The 16,513-nt window shown below is 40.6% G+C and carries 15 protein-coding genes; 6 read left to right on the top strand and 9 right to left on the bottom strand.

All coding sequences use genetic code 11. The features are described from left to right. The first annotated feature begins 253 nt into the window (after window positions 1-253). The 5 genes from pepN (at window position 254) to FTU83_RS05370 (ending at window position 6,991) form a co-directional block, all read left to right on the top strand. Window positions 254-2,863, top strand: a complete 2,610-nt coding sequence (gene pepN / locus FTU83_RS05390; RefSeq protein ID WP_180124308.1) for an aminopeptidase N — start codon at window positions 254-256, stop codon at window positions 2,861-2,863. A 332-nt stretch (window positions 2,864-3,195) separates the two neighbouring features. Beyond that, a complete protein-coding gene (locus FTU83_RS05385) occupies window positions 3,196-3,408 on the top strand; it encodes a hypothetical protein (RefSeq protein WP_078193638.1) in 213 nt (70 codons plus the stop codon). Window positions 3,409-3,635: 227 nt separating this feature from the next. Beyond that, window positions 3,636-4,412, top strand: coding sequence for a Rossmann-like and DUF2520 domain-containing protein (locus tag FTU83_RS05380; protein WP_180105844.1), 777 nt, complete (start codon window positions 3,636-3,638; stop codon window positions 4,410-4,412). A gap of 62 nt (window positions 4,413-4,474) precedes the next feature. After that, window positions 4,475-5,152 carry a class I SAM-dependent methyltransferase gene (locus tag FTU83_RS05375; RefSeq protein WP_180105843.1) on the top strand — a complete coding sequence of 226 codons (678 nt, stop codon included), beginning with the start codon at window positions 4,475-4,477 and terminating at the stop codon, window positions 5,150-5,152. Window positions 5,153-5,374: 222 nt separating this feature from the next. Further along, complete coding sequence (locus tag FTU83_RS05370) at window positions 5,375-6,991, top strand: GMC family oxidoreductase (protein WP_180105842.1); 1,617 nt, start codon at window positions 5,375-5,377, stop codon at window positions 6,989-6,991. Between the two features lie 104 nt (window positions 6,992-7,095). On the opposite strand, the gene trmB is transcribed toward FTU83_RS05370, so the two are convergent. The 3 genes from trmB to FTU83_RS05355 all read right to left on the bottom strand — a co-directional run bounded on the left by trmB (window position 7,096) and on the right by FTU83_RS05355 (window position 11,660). Continuing rightward, entirely contained in the window at window positions 7,096-7,812 is a 717-nt protein-coding gene (trmB, locus tag FTU83_RS05365) for a tRNA (guanosine(46)-N7)-methyltransferase TrmB (protein ID WP_078188891.1), read from the bottom strand. 175 nt (window positions 7,813-7,987) lie between these two features. Continuing rightward, window positions 7,988-9,928, bottom strand: a complete 1,941-nt coding sequence (locus tag FTU83_RS05360) for an ATP-binding protein (protein WP_180105841.1) — start codon at window positions 9,926-9,928, stop codon at window positions 7,988-7,990. A gap of 289 nt (window positions 9,929-10,217) precedes the next feature. Further along, window positions 10,218-11,660 (bottom strand): SulP family inorganic anion transporter, encoded by a 1,443-nt coding sequence (locus tag FTU83_RS05355; RefSeq protein WP_180105840.1) that lies wholly within the window; start codon window positions 11,658-11,660, stop codon window positions 10,218-10,220. A gap of 215 nt (window positions 11,661-11,875) precedes the next feature. Between FTU83_RS05355 and FTU83_RS05350 the strand changes: the two genes are divergently transcribed. After that, the gene (locus FTU83_RS05350) at window positions 11,876-12,487 is read left to right on the top strand and encodes a glutathione binding-like protein (RefSeq protein ID WP_078188886.1); all 612 of its coding nucleotides are present in this window, start codon (window positions 11,876-11,878) and stop codon (window positions 12,485-12,487) included. 66 nt (window positions 12,488-12,553) lie between these two features. On the opposite strand, the gene FTU83_RS05345 is transcribed toward FTU83_RS05350, so the two are convergent. The 6 genes from FTU83_RS05345 to FTU83_RS05320 all read right to left on the bottom strand — a co-directional run bounded on the left by FTU83_RS05345 (window position 12,554) and on the right by FTU83_RS05320 (window position 16,105). Continuing rightward, window positions 12,554-13,126: a hypothetical protein gene (locus FTU83_RS05345; protein ID WP_180041314.1), complete on the bottom strand. Its 573-nt coding sequence runs from the start codon at window positions 13,124-13,126 to the stop codon at window positions 12,554-12,556. A gap of 181 nt (window positions 13,127-13,307) precedes the next feature. Further along, window positions 13,308-14,093 carry a thiazole synthase gene (locus FTU83_RS05340; protein ID WP_111885685.1) on the bottom strand — a complete coding sequence of 262 codons (786 nt, stop codon included), beginning with the start codon at window positions 14,091-14,093 and terminating at the stop codon, window positions 13,308-13,310. 12 nt (window positions 14,094-14,105) lie between these two features. Further along, window positions 14,106-14,303, bottom strand: coding sequence for a sulfur carrier protein ThiS (thiS, locus tag FTU83_RS05335; RefSeq protein ID WP_111885686.1), 198 nt, complete (start codon window positions 14,301-14,303; stop codon window positions 14,106-14,108). A gap of 57 nt (window positions 14,304-14,360) precedes the next feature. Beyond that, window positions 14,361-14,726, bottom strand: coding sequence for a DUF423 domain-containing protein (locus tag FTU83_RS05330; protein ID WP_078188880.1), 366 nt, complete (start codon window positions 14,724-14,726; stop codon window positions 14,361-14,363). 171 nt (window positions 14,727-14,897) lie between these two features. Then, window positions 14,898-15,767 (bottom strand): RNA polymerase sigma factor RpoH, encoded by an 870-nt coding sequence (gene rpoH / locus FTU83_RS05325; RefSeq protein ID WP_078188879.1) that lies wholly within the window; start codon window positions 15,765-15,767, stop codon window positions 14,898-14,900. Window positions 15,768-15,910: 143 nt separating this feature from the next. After that, a complete protein-coding gene (locus FTU83_RS05320; RefSeq protein ID WP_168378952.1) occupies window positions 15,911-16,105 on the bottom strand; it encodes a sulfurtransferase TusA family protein in 195 nt (64 codons plus the stop codon). Between the last annotated feature and the right edge of the window lie 408 nt (window positions 16,106-16,513).

Genomic DNA, 16,513 nt, shown 5'->3' with positions numbered 1-16,513 from the left:
TATTTGAGGTAAATAAATAATTTGCATATTGCAGTAGCTGTACTCAACTCAGGCATTTATTTTGCTTAAACATGGCGAAAATATGTGCCAGCCTTTAAATTATTCAATAAAGATGATTGAAAACAACATGCGCTGAGCCCATATATAAATCATTGTAAATGCGAAGACAGCTTATGCATCTTGTCGTATGATCAAGTCATTCACAATGTGTTCAAAAAGCTGATGAAGCAATAACTAAGGAATAGGACGAGATATGAACATTGCGGCAAATCCAGTGGTCGAAGCAGACCAAACTGTTTATTTAAAAGACTATCAAAAACCATCATTTGTCGTAGATAGTATCGATCTAGATATTCAAGTCTTTGATGACCATACCAATGTAAATGCAAAATTAGTGATGCAGCGTCAAACGGCAGGGGATTTGGTGTTATTGGGTCGTGATTTGGAACTCAAATCAATTCGCTTAAATGGTCAAGTTTTGCCAGTAGATGCCTATGTTGTAGATGCAGAACAACTGGTGATTTCAAATGCACCTGACCAAGCTGTCATTGAAACTGAAGTCGTGATTCATCCTGAAAGCAATACTCAGCTCGAAGGCTTATACCAAGCGGCAGGCGATTTATTCGTCACTCAAAACGAGCCTGAAGGCTTCCGTAAAATTACCTATTATCCTGACCGTCCTGATGTGCTATCGGTATTTACTACACGTGTTGAAGCGGATAAAAAATTCCCTGTATTACTTGCCAATGGTAATTTGATTGAAGCGGGTGAAACCGGGGAAGGTCGTCATTATACCGTTTGGCAAGATCCAACCAAAAAACCATCGTATCTATTTGCTTGTGTGATTGGTGATTTGGCAGTACTCAAAGACTCTTATGTGACGTCTGAAGGTCGTAATGTTGCTTTAGAAATCTATGCAGAAGAAAAAGACATTCCAAAATGTCATATTGCGATGGAAGCTTTAAAGCACTCGATGCGTTGGGACGAAGAACATTATGGTCGTCCTTATGATTTAGACAATTATATGATCGTGGCAACCAGTGCATTTAATATGGGTGCAATGGAAAACAAAGGTTTGAATATTTTCAACACCTCTTGTGTGCTTGCTGATGAAGAATATACGACTGATGCTGCGATCATGCGCGTTCAGTCTGTGATTGCACATGAATACTTCCATAACTGGACAGGTAATCGTATTACCTGTCGTGATTGGTTCCAACTTTGTTTAAAAGAAGGTTTGACGGTATTCCGTGATCAGTCGTTCTCAGAAGATTTACAATCTGCTGCGGTACAACGGATCGATGATGTTGCAGTGTTAAAAGCACATCAGTTCCCTGAAGATTCAGGCCCGCTTTCACATCCACCGCGTCCAGATCATTTTGTTGAAATTAATAACTTCTATACCGCAACAGTGTACGAAAAAGGTGCGGAAATTAACCGCATGATGGCGACATTGCTGGGCAAAGAAAAATTCCGTGCAGGTACTGACGAATATTTCAAACGCCATGATGGTCAAGCTGTGACTGTTGAAGATTGGGTGGCAGCACTAACAGCAGGTTCAGGTGTAGATTTATCGAGTTTCTTGATTTGGTATAACCAACCGGGCACACCAAAACTTGAAGCAAAAGGTGAGTACGATGCTGCAAATCAAACCTATACTTTAAGTTTGAAACAAAGCTTAAAAGCGCATCCGAAATATCCAAATTTAAAAGCAGTGCCAATTCCTGTGGCTTTGGCATTGTTTGATGCGACGAGTGGTGAACAGTTAGTTCTCAGCTCAGATGCATTGGTTGAAAATGGCATCAAAGATGGCGTGTATTTATTTGATACCGATACTGCAACGATTACATTTAGCGGTGTAAAAACCCAGCCTGTTGTGTCTTTACTGCGTAATTTCTCTGCACCTGTTAATCTTGAATTTAACTATTCAGATGAAGAGCTTGCTTTCCTGATGCAGTACGAGCCGAATGGTTTTAACCAATGGCAAGCCAGCCAAACCTTGTTAGAACGTATTTTGTTAAATGGCCATGATGCTGACATCTATGTCCAAGCTATACAAAATACATTACCAGCATTGGTTGAGCGTGATCCACTACTTGCTTCACGTTTATTCGATGTACCGACAGAGGGTTATTTAGGTAGCCGTATTGATGCCGACTACAGTCCTGCCCAAGTGCAAGAACAGCGTGAAGCACTTTTAAGTCGTGTGGCACGTGAGTTAGGTGCTTTCTTTAAAGAGACTTATGCAACTTTAGACCCTGATGCGCAGAAAGAGTTCTCACAAGCCATGGGTGTTCGTGCATTGAAAAACATCATGTTGAGCATGATGGCACGTCAAGGCGATGCTTCTGTATTTGAATTGGCCTATGAACAATTTAGCTCTACAGGCAATATGTCTGAACGTCTTGGTGCTTTAAAAGTATTGGTTTGGAATGATGCACCACAAGCACAGCAAGCTTTAGAAACTTTCTACACACGCTTTAAAAATGAAGCCTTGTCGATGGACCAATGGTTTATGCTGCAAGCGGCACATCCGAAAGCAACTGCGGAAACCATCAATGCACTGACTGCTCATCCTGACTATGACTTGAAAGTACCGAACCATATTCGTGCGGTTACAGGCGGTTTAAATAGCAATCCTGTCAACACATGGAGTTTTGGTGTGCAGCACATTGTTGAATTGGCAAAATTCCTCGATGAGAAGAATCCAATTGTCGGTTCACGTTTACTGCAAATTTTGTCCCGTTGGTACACTTTGGCAGAACCGCAGCGTAGTGAAGTCAAAGCAAAACTTGAAGCACTTAAACCTGTTGTGAAATCGAAGAATGTGTCAGAAACATTAAACAGTATGTTGAGTGTTTAATCATTCAACCTCTCTGTACGATTGATTTGAGTTAAATCAGTCCTACTAAAATGAGTCTGTTGTCATAGGTATGGCAGCAGGCTTTTTTATATCCAGTCTTTTTTATCTAAACTTTAGTTAGGATTGAAAATCAATCATGTTTAGATGACTGAAACTCAAAAAATTTCTCTGAGCATTTATTTAAATTACATAATAATTGCAATATAAATCACATAATGGCGCTACAATAAAATAGGTCTAACACATGAATGACTGTATGCGGTAAGGCATCCAAGTTCATGAATGTTTAGATTTTTTTATCTATTTCATTGTGCAAGATTTTGAGGCGGGTCATGTTAGTTAAGGTTGATGAAGGTTTTTATTTAAACTCACATCATATTATTGCAATTCGAATTAATAGAGATTTGCTTGATACCTTTGTTGTTTCGGTAGAATACACACCCAATAGTGTGCAAAACACAGGTGTATTTGAAAAGAAATTCAATGCGCGCCGCGATGCAGAACAATACCTACAGACTCTGAATCAGATCATTGGTAAATCGTAAAAGCTAAAGTGCATATCGTGGATATTGTCTAGATTGAAATGGACATGACATGAATCAGACGCAGATTGACGTCTAGCAAAAGGGATGAAGTGCATCCCTTTTTTTGTGCTTATCTGAGCGAAACTGATGCGAAGAATTGAAAATAAATCATTCTATCGATACGACTCGATTTGCACGTCGGATATTTTCCTGACATGCTGTAGCCATCCAAAATGAGTTAAAACTATATGCGAATCAGTATTGTGGGTGCAGGTCGTGTTGCACATCATTTGCTCAATGTGCTTCATCCACAACATCACATTGTGCAAGTTTATGCGCGAAATCTTGATAATGCAGAAAAACTTGCAGCCAGAGTAGGTGCAGAAGCTATTCATAACCCAGCTAAGTTGAATGCTGAGATTGATCTTTTGATCATTGCGGTGAGCGACCAGTCGATTGCAACCATTATTCAGCAAGTTACAGCCTATGTGCCACAGGTTTTGATTGTGCATACGTCTGGTAGCACCAATATCACGGTACTGACCCAACAGCATTCGCGAGCAGGTGTGTTTTATCCTTTACAAACCTTTAGTTTAGACCGAGATGTGGACTGGACGTCGACACCGATCTTTGTAGAAGCGGCGGATTCTACAGATTTGAGGACACTTACAGATTTAGCAAACAGCATAAGCCAAAGGGTTTATCAATATGATTCGGCACAGCGTTTAAGTCTGCATCTTGCTGCGGTGTTTGCCTGTAATTTTAGTAATTATTGTTATGACATGGCAAAGCAGATTGTTGATGCAAAACAAGTCGAATTTAGCTTACTTTATCCTTTGATTTTAGAGACAGCCAATAAAGCTACTCAGGCTGAACCACGTAACATGCAAACAGGCCCTGCAATGCGTGGGGATCAAAATATCATGCAGATGCATGCCAATATGCTTGAGCAAGCTGATCAAGTCGATCTGAAAGCGGTCTATGAAATGTTGAGTCAGCAGATTCTTGGGCATCATCAGAAATAAACAATCCATATAGAACAATGAATATTTATTAGCTTAGACATACATGTCAAACAGGATGTTACATGGCAAAAGATTTTAATAGCCCACAAGTGGTCGAAAGTTATGATGCACATATACGAAAATTAATTCCCGGCTATGAACTTGTCCATCAACAAATTCAGGCGGTGTTGAATTGCCATGTCGCTGAAGGTGCCCATGTACTGATCATTGGATGTGGGACGGGCTATGAATTGGGTTATCTCATGGCCTTGAATCCAACATGGTCATTTACCGTTACAGAATTGTCTGAAAATATGCTGAATCAAACACGGCAACGCGTTGAAGCCGCTGGACAGTTGCATCGCGTCAATTTTGTTTTGGGCAGTCATACTGCTTTTGAGGAAGTAAGTTGTTTTGATGCGGTGCTGAGTATCTTGGTGACGCATTTCATTGCGTTGTCAGAGAAAACGAATTTTTTAGCAAAAGCATTTGAACTGCTTAAACCGCAGGGCATTTTTGTAAGTTTTGACTTGATGCAAACTCATTCGAATTTTGAGCAGCGTGTCCTACCTGAATTTTGCCAAATGCAAGGTTTATCTGCTGTACAAGCGACAAAAATGATGCAGCGTTTAGAGGATGATTTTGAACTGATTAGCCAGCAGCACTATCAAAGCTTACTGACGGAAATAGGCTTTGATCAAATTTATTGTTTCAGTCAAATCTTTAGCTATGCGGCTTACTGTGCTTTTAAATGTCGATAAATTAAAAAATAATAGAGTCCAAGATTGGGCTTATCAAGTTCATTGATTATTTTGACAGATATTATTGCTACCTTGCATGAGTGACGCTTGCCTCAAAATTTTGATCAATAGTCTCATTTTTTCTTGCTCGGTATCGCGCTCATTATTTTAAGAAAGAAATTTTTCAGTCAGCGTTAAATCCATTATTGTGCATTTATAAAAATAATCAATTGGATGAAAATAATGTCAAAAATGGAATTTGATTACATTGTGATTGGTGGCGGAAGTGCGGGGTGCGTACTGGCTGCACGCCTCAGTGAAGATCCGAATATATCTGTGTGCTTACTAGAAGCAGGCGGGCAAGGTGATCAGTGGACGGTCAATATTCCAGCTGCATGCGTGGTGAGCTTGCCGACCAAGATCAATAATTGGGCCTTTGAAACTGTGCCTCAAGCTGGCTTGAATGGTCGTAAAGGCTATCAACCACGTGGAAAATGCCTTGGCGGTTCATCCAGTATTAATGCCATGATTTATATTCGTGGACATAAAAATGACTATGATCAATGGGCGGTACAGGGCAATACTGGCTGGTCATACGACGAGGTCTTGCCATATTTTATTCGCTCAGAAAATAACAACCGAATACACAATGAATTCCACGGAAATGACGGCCCTCTATCCGTCACAGATGTACAAAGTGACAATATTTTCCATCAACGCTATACCGAAGCGGCTCGTGCACAAGGTCATAAAGTCCTTAATGATTTTAATGGCGCAGAACAAGAAGGCTTAGGGGTTTATCAAGTTACGCATATCAATGGAGAGCGTTGTAGTGTAGCGCGTGCTTATTTGTTTCCGCATTTAAACCGACCAAATTTAACTGTATTGACCAAAGCCACAACACATAAAATCATTATAGAAGATAAAGTGGCCACAGGTGTTGAAGTCCAACATGCAGGGCAAATGAAACACCTAAAAGCAAGACGAGAGGTCTTGCTCAGTGCCGGTGCGATTCAATCACCGCAGATTTTAATGTTGTCTGGAGTGGGAGATCAGGCCGAGCTCCAAGCGCATGGCATTGAAGTGAAACACCATCTACCGGGTGTAGGAAAGAACTTCCACGACCATCCCGATTTCATTTTTGGTTATAAAGTCAAAGAATACCAAGGCACATTTGGCGTGTCCTTACCTGGCTCAATTGATATGTTCAAGCAGTTCAGTCGCTATCGTAAGGAACGACGGGGTATGATTGCTTCAAATTTTGCAGAATGTGGCGGTTTTCTAAAGTCTTCACCCGATTTAGCGATACCAAATTTGCAATTACACTTTGTCGTCGCGTTAGTAGATGACCATGCACGGAAATTTCATGCAAGTCATGGTTTGTCGTGTCATGTGTGTCTGCTCAATCCAAGAAGTCGCGGTACGATCAAATTGAGTGGTTCTAGTGTAAATGATCCATTATTGATTGATCCAAACTTTTTAGGGGATGAGCAGGATTTAGAAGATTTGGTACAAGGCTTTAAGTTGACGCAGCAATTAATGATGTCGCCGTCTTTATCGAGTCATTATCAGCAAGATTTGTTTACCTCACTGGTCAAAACCGATGATGACATACGTGCAATCTTACGTCAGCGTGTGGATACGGTTTATCACCCTGTCGGTAGTTGTAAGATGGGCGTAGATGAGATGTCTGTGGTTGACCCTGAATTGAAAGTCTACGGGATTCAAAACCTTCGTGTAGTCGATGCCTCCATCATGCCTTCTGTGGTGAATGGCAATACCAATGCCCCAACAGTGATGATTGCTGAAAAAGCCGTGGATATGATTCGTCAAAGTCAGCTCCAAGCGCAAGTAGCCTAGGTGTAAGCAGTTTTCCTGTGATTTGAAACAACACAGATAAATCTTAGATCAAAAACAGCAATAAAAAACCACCGCTAACGGTGGTTTTTTATTTCATTCAAAAATTAGTTTACTTTTTTGAAGATGAAGTCATTAATTTTATGGCCTGCTTCAATTCCGCGACGTTCAAATTTAGTTTGTGGACGCCAGTCTGGACGAGGGTAGCTATTGCCTTTACCTGCAAGGTTTTCAAGACGTGGACGTTCTTCAAGAACTTCGATCATCCATTCAGCATACGGTTCCCAGTCAGTTGCTGAGTGGAATGTGCCGCCGATTTCTAATTTTTCTTCAACCAATGGCATACGGTCATGAGATACAAAACGACGTTTGAAATGACGTTTCTTCTGCCATGGATCTGGGAAGTATAATTGGACAGTATTAATACTGTTGTCTGGCATTTCACGTAGCACTTGGATGGCATCGGCATCCAATACTCGTAGGTTAGTTAAACCTGCAAGACCGGCTTCATACACACATTGAGCGATACCCGGAACATGCACTTCAATGCCGACAAAGTTGCGTTCTGGATTTGCTTTTGCCATTAGTACCAAAGAGCGGCCCATACCAAAACCGATTTCTACAGTTAGTGGGCGTTCAGGGTGTTCAAAATGCTGACGCAAATCACCAACAGGGTATTCCAAAATTAGATGACCATATTGTTCCAGCGCAGTACGTTGCGAAGTATTAAGTGGCGCAGAGCGGCGCATAAACGTCACGATTTCACGGTGTTCGTTTAGGTTATCCAGATCTACTGCGTGCTGGTCTAATTGATCGTTCGACATAACTTTGGCAAATGTAAAAAATTCGAATGCGGTATTTTAAGTCCTGAGATGCACAAGTCAAATTTTTTACCGTGAATAAATCCGCTTTTTGCTCAATCTCACCGACTGAAGCCGTGCTGAGCATTTGCAATGAGCAGTCAAATGCTCAGCTCAAAAGTGATGAAATAACATTAAGCTAGGCGTTTTTATCGTCAAGATCTTCATTATCAGCACCGTCAAGCTTAAACGGCAAAATGGCCTCAAGCACGGTACAACCCGGCTGTGACTGTATTTTAAATTCACCACCGATACGATGTATTCGTGTTTGCATACTATGGAGGCCAACATGTAGGCCTTGCTCAACTTCGTCAGGGTTGAAGCCGATACCGTTATCTTCAATACGTAATATCAGTTGAGTCTCTGTTTCGCACAAACTGACTTGAACTTTGCTAGCCTGACTATGCTTTAGAATATTGGTCAGGGTTTCTTCTGCGACACGAGTCAAATTGAGACATTGAGTCGCAGAGGGTGAGTGAATCCATTCGGCAGCAAATTTCCAGCTTGAGCTCATGTCTAATTCTTCAAAGAGCTGTACAAAGCGATGGCGAATCGGCGCCGCCCATTCGATCGGGGTGTCCGGAACTTTCGTCCCTATACTCGAACCTGAATCGATGACTTGTCTTAAATCATTACGGAACAGTTTAAGCATCGACATGATTTGTGGTTTTTCAATTTTGTCATTTTGTTCTAACAGTAAAATTGAACGGACAATTGATCCGCCTAAACCATCATGTAAGTCATGAGATAAATGAATTCGTTCTTGAAGTCGTGCATTTTCAAGTGCGAGTTGATGTTGTTGACCAAGTGAAGTGGCGAGTTTCAGTTCAGCTCGTTGTACATTTTCAGTTAAGGTCTTATTAAAACGTTCAATTTGACGGGTGTGTCGAGCTAAACGCAAAGCCAGTACGCCGCCCAAAACGAGGGTGGTTAGTGGGCCAGTATATGGTGAGAGCGCATGACCTTCCATGGTCATCATAAAGTGAGCATCATGTACCGCAATCGGTAAATAAATCAGATACAGCGTTGCAAGCAAATAGGTTTCAGCCATTTTGGCTTTATAGGCTAAATAGGGGTAGCTAATACATTTGGCCACAAAGACCAAAACAAAGAAGCTAAAACAAATTTGGATGACGGTCTTTAAATAAGCCTCTGGCGCAAAACCTATACAGAGAGCGGCGATGGTGGCAAGACTTAATAATAGTTTCTGAATTTTTGGAAATGGGTGGTTTGCAAAATACCATGCACCAATACAGCCAAAAACCGTATAAAAGCAGAAAATGATATTTTGCATACGGTCGATCTGTACGGTGGTTAGAAATGCAATTGGCCCATTAAAAATAATACACAGGCTATAAAACACCCAACACATACCAGTGATGGTTAACCATAAGTAAGCTCTTTCATTACGATTGGCGAGCCATGCTAAAAAAAAGAACACAGCCACGACGAAATTAATCATCGTATTGAGTTCGACTAATTGTCGTTGTTCGAGTAACCAAATTTTAAAGGTGTCATAGACTTGCGGGTATTCCCCAATTTGAACTGAACTGAGTCCTGATTTTTGGGTCACCGAACCATACACTTGCACCCAAATGGTATTTACACCTTGCTTTAAACTTGAGCTAGGTAAGTTCAACAGTCTAGGTTGATGTTGGCTTCGCGAAAAATGTTCTGCTGAAATATAATCTTGCCAAAGTAGGGCATCGTTTATATAAACCCGTCCACTTTGGGTGATGCCTTGTATAGCGATAGCAATGGGTTGATTTAACTGATGGAGGTCACAGTTCAACTTAAATTGGATTTTGTACCAAGCGATACCATGATAATCCGGCCAACGTTTATTCCAAGTGTCTGGAAGCTTTTGCAGATTTTGCCAACCTGTACGTGGGCGCTCTTGCTCGACAGCGCTTTTAGCTGTGGCAATATGGGTAATTTCAACAGGACAATGACTGCTTGAGATCTGTGGGGTGGCATTGGCAAAACTGGGTATAGCGATACAACATAGCAGGCAAAATAGACTCGCTAAGACCAGCAGCCGATTTGCTTGAATGCAGTGTCGTGACCAAAACCAAACCATCAAAATTCCCCCAATTTTGTGTATCCACAATTTAAAAAAATATATAGAAAGTCACATCAAATCTTTGTTTTATTTTTAATAGTTATAATTTTATGAGATGAATTATACAGTTAAATCGAATGAATGGTGAATTTTTCTCTTTTTTATAGGCTTAGTATTATATGTAATGTCATTACACATCAGAGCTTCGATCTTTGAAACCCTTTGCTATATACATCCTGCATAGGGTTTCAATAGGTCACACTTTATTGAAAATTGATTTGATTCAAAGTGAATATTCAAAAATCCATTAGTCACTGACACGGTCAAGTAAAGTGCTACTTGCTTCATTTAAGCCAAAAACCTCTACTTGAATCTGTCTTGACTCAAATTTTTGCACGACATTTTTTAAAATATTGACTGAGGTAATATCCCAAATATGGGCATGACTCAGATCAATTCGCACATGACTAACCCTCTCCTGAAAATTAAAAAATTGATAAAAACTCTCAGAGCTACTAAAGAAAATTTGCCCATAGACCGTGTAACTACGAATATTGTCTTTAAGTTCAGATGTGACTTTTACCGAGCTTTCCAGTTGATTGATAATAAACAACGCAGAGAGGAGCACGCCAACCAATACGCCAAGGGCTAAATTATGTGTTGCAAGCACCACGATCACCACAGCAATCATCACGACATTAAAAGAGATCGGATGCTTTGAAAATTGCTTGACTGAATTCCATTGGAAAGTGGTGAACGATACCATGACCATAATCGCGACTAAGGCCGCCATTGGGACATAGGCCAACCAGTCTTTTAAGAACACCACTAAGCACAACAAAAATACACCTGCAACTAAAGTGGAGAGGCGAGTTCGCGCACCAGAGCTGACATTAATAATCGACTGCCCAATCATGGCGCAACCTGCCATGCCGCCCATAAAGCCACTGACAATATTGGCAATCCCTTGACCACGACATTCCTGATGACGATCTCCTTCGGTTCCAGTGACTTCATTGATCACTGTCGTGGTCATCATGGTTTCTAATAGGCCAACTGTTGCTAGGGTGATGGAATAAGGGAAAATAATCGTGAAGGTTTCAAGATTGAAAGGAATTTCAGGAATCAAGAAAATAGGTAGAGTCTCTGGAAACTTACCCAAATCACTCACAGTACGCAGGTCTGCACCTAAAAATAATGCCAAGCCACTGAGGACAATAATGCAAATCAGCGGTGATGGAATAGCTTTGCCAATTTTTGGTAGATATGGAAACAGATAAATAATCGCAAGCCCTAAAAGCATAAACACATAGCCCAAACTATCCATCTTTGACATTTCAGGTAGCTGTGCGACAAAAATTAAAATCGCGAGAGCATTTAAAAAACCATACACCACTGACTGCGAGACGAAGCGCATAAGTTTTGCGACTTTAAAATAGCCAGCAATGATCTGAATCACACCAGTTAAAACCGTGGCAGCCAAAAGGTATTGCAAACCATGATCTTTGACCAAAGTGATCATAAGTAAGGCCATCGCACCCGTAGCAGCTGAAATCATTGCTGTACGACCACCAAAAAAGGCAATGGTGACAGCGATACAAAACGAAGCGTACAAACCAACCTGAGGGTCAACTCCAGCAATAGCTGAAAAAGCGATCGATTCTGGAATCAGCGCCAGTCCAACCACCAAGCCAGCGAGCACATCGGTCCGAATATTGGAAAACCATTGTTCTTTTTTAAGTTGTAACACGGTAACTTTTCATCAAATCTTAAACGCGGCTATGTTAAAACAACTGAGTATAAAAATGCATAACAGATTGACTTGAAATCTTCTTGATTATGGACAATAGTCAATGAGTATATGTGTTTCAGCATTTACGCTTTTTTGCAATTTACAGGTTTGATCACTTGAAAGTTTGACAGAAGAGATTTAAAACATTGAATAGTACATAACAAGGATCAGATATGAAGCTTTATTATTCTCCAGGTGCATGTTCATTAGCATCACATATAATTTTAAATGAAATTAATGTCGATTTTGATTTGGTCCGTGTTGACCTAAAAAACCATAAAACAGAAAAAGGGGTGGATTATTACGAGATCAACCCAAAAGGTTATGTGCCTGCATTAGAAATTAACCCAGGTTTGATCCTGACCGAGAACGTGGCAATTTTACCGTTTCTTGCACAGCATGATCCAAAACAAGACTTAATTCCGCCATCAGGTTTAGGTCGTGCCAAAGTTTTAGAATGGCTTGGCTATTTGAACTCAGAATTACATGATGCTTATGCCGTATTCTTTGGTGCTCCACTAGATGCAGACGCTAAAGAAAAAGCCTATGCAGAAATTGATCGTTTATTGACATATATCGATAAAGCGATTGGTGAATCGGATAACGATTATTTAGTCGATGATAACTTCGGCCCAGCGGATGCCTATCTCTTTGTACTGACAAATTGGTCAAATGGCATCGGACATGATTTAACGCCATATAAAAATATCATTGCATTACGAAACAAAGTTGCAGAGCGCCAATCAGTTCAAATTGCGATGCGTGATGAAGGATTGATTCCTTAAGTTGTGTATTCAAATTGAATTAAAAAAACCGCCGAAATTGGCGGTTTTTTATTGCTCAGGTTTAGCTTAATACTCGAACTGTGTATAGAAATCATCAAAGTTAATATTTTTAAGCGTCAGTTGCTGTGGTGCTTTGAAGGTTGACCATTTGGTCTGAGTTTTGGCATCTTCAAACATATTGCCGCCTACAATTTCCTTACGTTTTAAGGTCGAAAAATTATAGCTTTTCGATGTTTCTTCACCAGAAGCTCGGTGAAAGCTATTGTAGTCAAAACCAATCAGGTCAAAGCGTTGATTTTGCCAACGGAAGGTATAACTATGTCGGGGCCATTCCCAGCCACCACAAGCCATAAAATAACTAAAATGAACGAGTAAATTGCCTTTACTGATTTGGATGTCTTCTGCTTCAGCAAGTGGATCAAGTAAGCATGAATTGGGCTGCTGAGCGACTGGGATACTGTTATTTTCAACGATACGTTGATATCCCTTTGCGGTTTTAAAAAATACGATGAGTTGTCGTGGATGGTTATGAACGACTTTGCCATCGTCATCATAGGTCACCACATCGACTTTTTGTTTTTCCACGATCATCGCAATATCTGGCATTTGATCTTTGTTTAGGTCGCCAGTCGTAGCCATCAAAATCTCCCAACCTTGAGGCGCAAGTGATTTGGCTGTGCTAGGCACTTGGGCAGACAGCCAACTAGATGCGGCACAAAGACTCAAAGTACACAATATATGGGATTTTTTCATTGTTATCAGGTTTTCAAAATCAAAAAGAGGACTCAATAGAGTCCTCTTTTATACCGTGAATGAGTTCTTATTTAAAGAAGTATCCGGTTTCAGGTGAACTGGCATTTGCCATGCGTTTACGCGGCATACGTCCTGCTAGGAATGCTTCACGACCGGCTTCGACTGCTTTTTTCATCGCTGAAGCCATTAGAACAGGGTTTTGAGCTGCTGCAATTGCCGTATTCATTAATACGCCATCACAGCCCAATTCCATCGCTATCGCTGCATCACTTGCGGTACCTACACCGGCATCGACCAAGACAGGCACTTTGGCGTTGTCTTTAATGATCGAAATAGTATGTGGGTTGAGAATGCCTAAACCTGAGCCAATAAGGCTACCTAAAGGCATAATGGCTACACAGCCCATGCTTTCGAGTTCTTGTGCCACTATTGGGTCATCTGAGGTATAAACCATGATTTCAAAGCCATCGTCAATCAACGTACGTGCAGCTTTTAAAGTCTCGGTAATATTTGGATATAGGGTTTTCTCATCCCCTAAAACCTCAAGTTTAACCAAATTGTGACCATCTAAGAGTTCTCGTGCCAACATGCAAGTACGGACCGCACTGTTCGCATCGAAACAACCTGCTGTATTTGGCAAAATCGTATATTTCTCAGGTGGAACCACTGAAAGCAAGTTCGGCTGGTCTGGATGCTGACCAATATTCACACGGCGAATGGCAACGGTCACAATTTCAGCACCACTGGCTTGAATGGCCTGGTCAGTTTCCGTTAAGTCCTTGTACTTACCTGTACCAACTAAAAGTCGTGAATTAAATGTACGTGAACCAATGATTAGGGGTGTATCTTCCATGGGAGCTCCATTTTAGCCGCCACCTACGGCATGAATAATTTCAATATGATCTTGCTCTGCAATTGGGGTTTGTTCCAATTTACTTTTCGAGATGATCATTTCATTTTTTTCAACAGCAAAGCGTTTGCCTTCCAGTTGTAATTGTTGAACCAATTGCAAGAGGTTGACACATTCGGTTTGTGTAGCTTCGCCATTTAAATAGATTTGCATTTGTGGATTCCGTTCTTGCTGCCTTGCCTATTGAGTAAGGCCAATATCTGCTGTTGATTATTTTGCGTATTTAAACGCATTCCATGCCAATATGAGCCATCCAGCAATCATCAGCGCTCCACCAATCGGGGTAATTGCACCGAGACCGCGTGGTAAGCCTAGAGCCATCACATATAAAGAACCACAGAAGAAGAAAATACCAATTTGTATAAGCAGGAAACTGGCTTTTATTGGAAGTTGGGGAATGACTTTGGATAAGATCGCGAGGGCAAGTAAGCCCAGTGCATGATAAAAGAAATAGTCCGTTGCAGTTTGCCACCAAGCCAATTGGGCTTCAGTCGCGCGCGCTTTTAATCCGTGTGCACCAAAGGCACCAAGCATCACAGCAAAAGCTAAGTTAAGTGCGGAAATGGCAATCCACATGTGCATTCACCTTAACAAAATTTGCGCATAACCATAGCATATTTAGTACCTTGGGTTAAAGCAAAAATGCCCAAAGTTTTTGTGTTGCAGTTTGTCATTCGACAATATTCAGGCATAAAAAAAAGAGCATCGAAATGCTCTTTTTTAGTATGACTGGGAAAAGCCTTCAACTTAGTTTGAAGACATTGCGACTTTAATTTTTTCCATCGCATTTTTTTCCAACTGACGAATACGTTCAGCAGATACATTATATTCCGCCGCCAATTCATGTAGCGTCGACTTTTCGTCATCTAACCAACGACGTTGTAAGATGTTACGTGAACGATCATCCAGCTGATCCATGGCTTCATGTAAAGCTGAAGTACTTTGTTCTTCGTAGTCTTCATCTTCCGCTAAACGCGCAGGGTCGTAACGGTTATCTTCGAGATAAAGGGCAGGAGCGACATGGGTCGAACCTTCATCGTCATCATCACCTTGAGCTTCAAACGCAGCATCATAAGCGGTTAAACGGCCTTCCATTTCCAAGACTTGTTCGGGTGTCACATTTAAGTCATTGGCAATTGACTGTGCTTCAGCCAAAGTTAATTTTTTAGACGACTTTTTTAAGCTACGTAAATTAAAGAATAATTTACGCTGTGCTTTAGTGGTCGCAATTTTGACAATACGCCAGTTACGAATCACATATTCATGAATTTCTGCTTTAATCCAATGCACAGCAAAAGATACGAGACGTACGCCCATATTTGGGTCAAAACGTTTTACCGCTTTCATTAAGCCCAAGTTACCTTCTTGAATCAGGTCACCTTGTGGCAAGCCGTAGCCTGCATAGCTACGTGCGATATGCACAACAAAACGAAGATGCGACATCACCAGCATTTTAGCTGCGTCTAAATCTTGGTCGTAATAATAACGCTCGGCCAGCTCTTTTTCTTGTTCGGCCGATAAAATTGGAATCTGATTAACAGTACTAATATAAGCACCAAGATTCACCCCAGGTGCCGATAATGACAGGGGCATCAATTGATTGCTGCTGTCACTCATGTTTTCTCCTTGAGAACTAAAAATGGGTAAGCCCAATAACTAAGATTCATCTTAATCCAATATTTCCGTAAATTATGGAAAATTGGGTATAGAAATGTAAACTTTTATTCAATTATGAAGCAATTTAGTTTAACTGAATCTTTTTAAGATTCAATTAAGTAATGAAACTCAGAATCTGAAATTTTGCGCATTTCACAGTTTAACTGATGTATTTGACAGTATCGTGATACATCTTGTTGGCTGTGCGGATCCGATGACATTAACAATAAAGATTGGTCTGGACTTTTCTTTAAAGCTTTTTTGAGCATCAATAGTGGCATCGGGCAGGGTTTACCCATTGCATCTACAGTTAAAAGCGAATTTTGGCTGTCACTCACGAAGCAGATCCAACATGTTTACATTTCAATGGAAATATTAGCAAATACAGTGCCAAATCCCAACCTAAAATAGGTAAAAATCCTCTGTAATTTATAACTCAAACGATGTGAAAAAATAAGAATATTCAAAAGGAAAATAGATCAAAAAAATCTATTAATTGCGGTAAACCCGTGTTAAGCTCGTTGCGTTGTTAAGATTTTTGTTGGCTGTGAAGCCTCTTAACTCTTGATATATTTGGATGTAACCGGGATTTTGTTGATAGTTTTACAGAATGATTACAAGCTTAGAAATAAAAATATTTTTTTTAACCTTGTTTGGTCTGCTGTTTGCAACACCGGGTGGTCCTTCTTTTTTAAATACGATAAGGA

The organism is Acinetobacter sp. YH12152, from assembly GCF_013418285.1.
Taxonomy (GTDB): domain Bacteria; phylum Pseudomonadota; class Gammaproteobacteria; order Pseudomonadales; family Moraxellaceae; genus Acinetobacter; species Acinetobacter amyesii.
The sequence above is the reverse complement of the archived record's forward strand: the minus strand, read 5'-3'. Positions and strand labels throughout refer to the sequence as shown.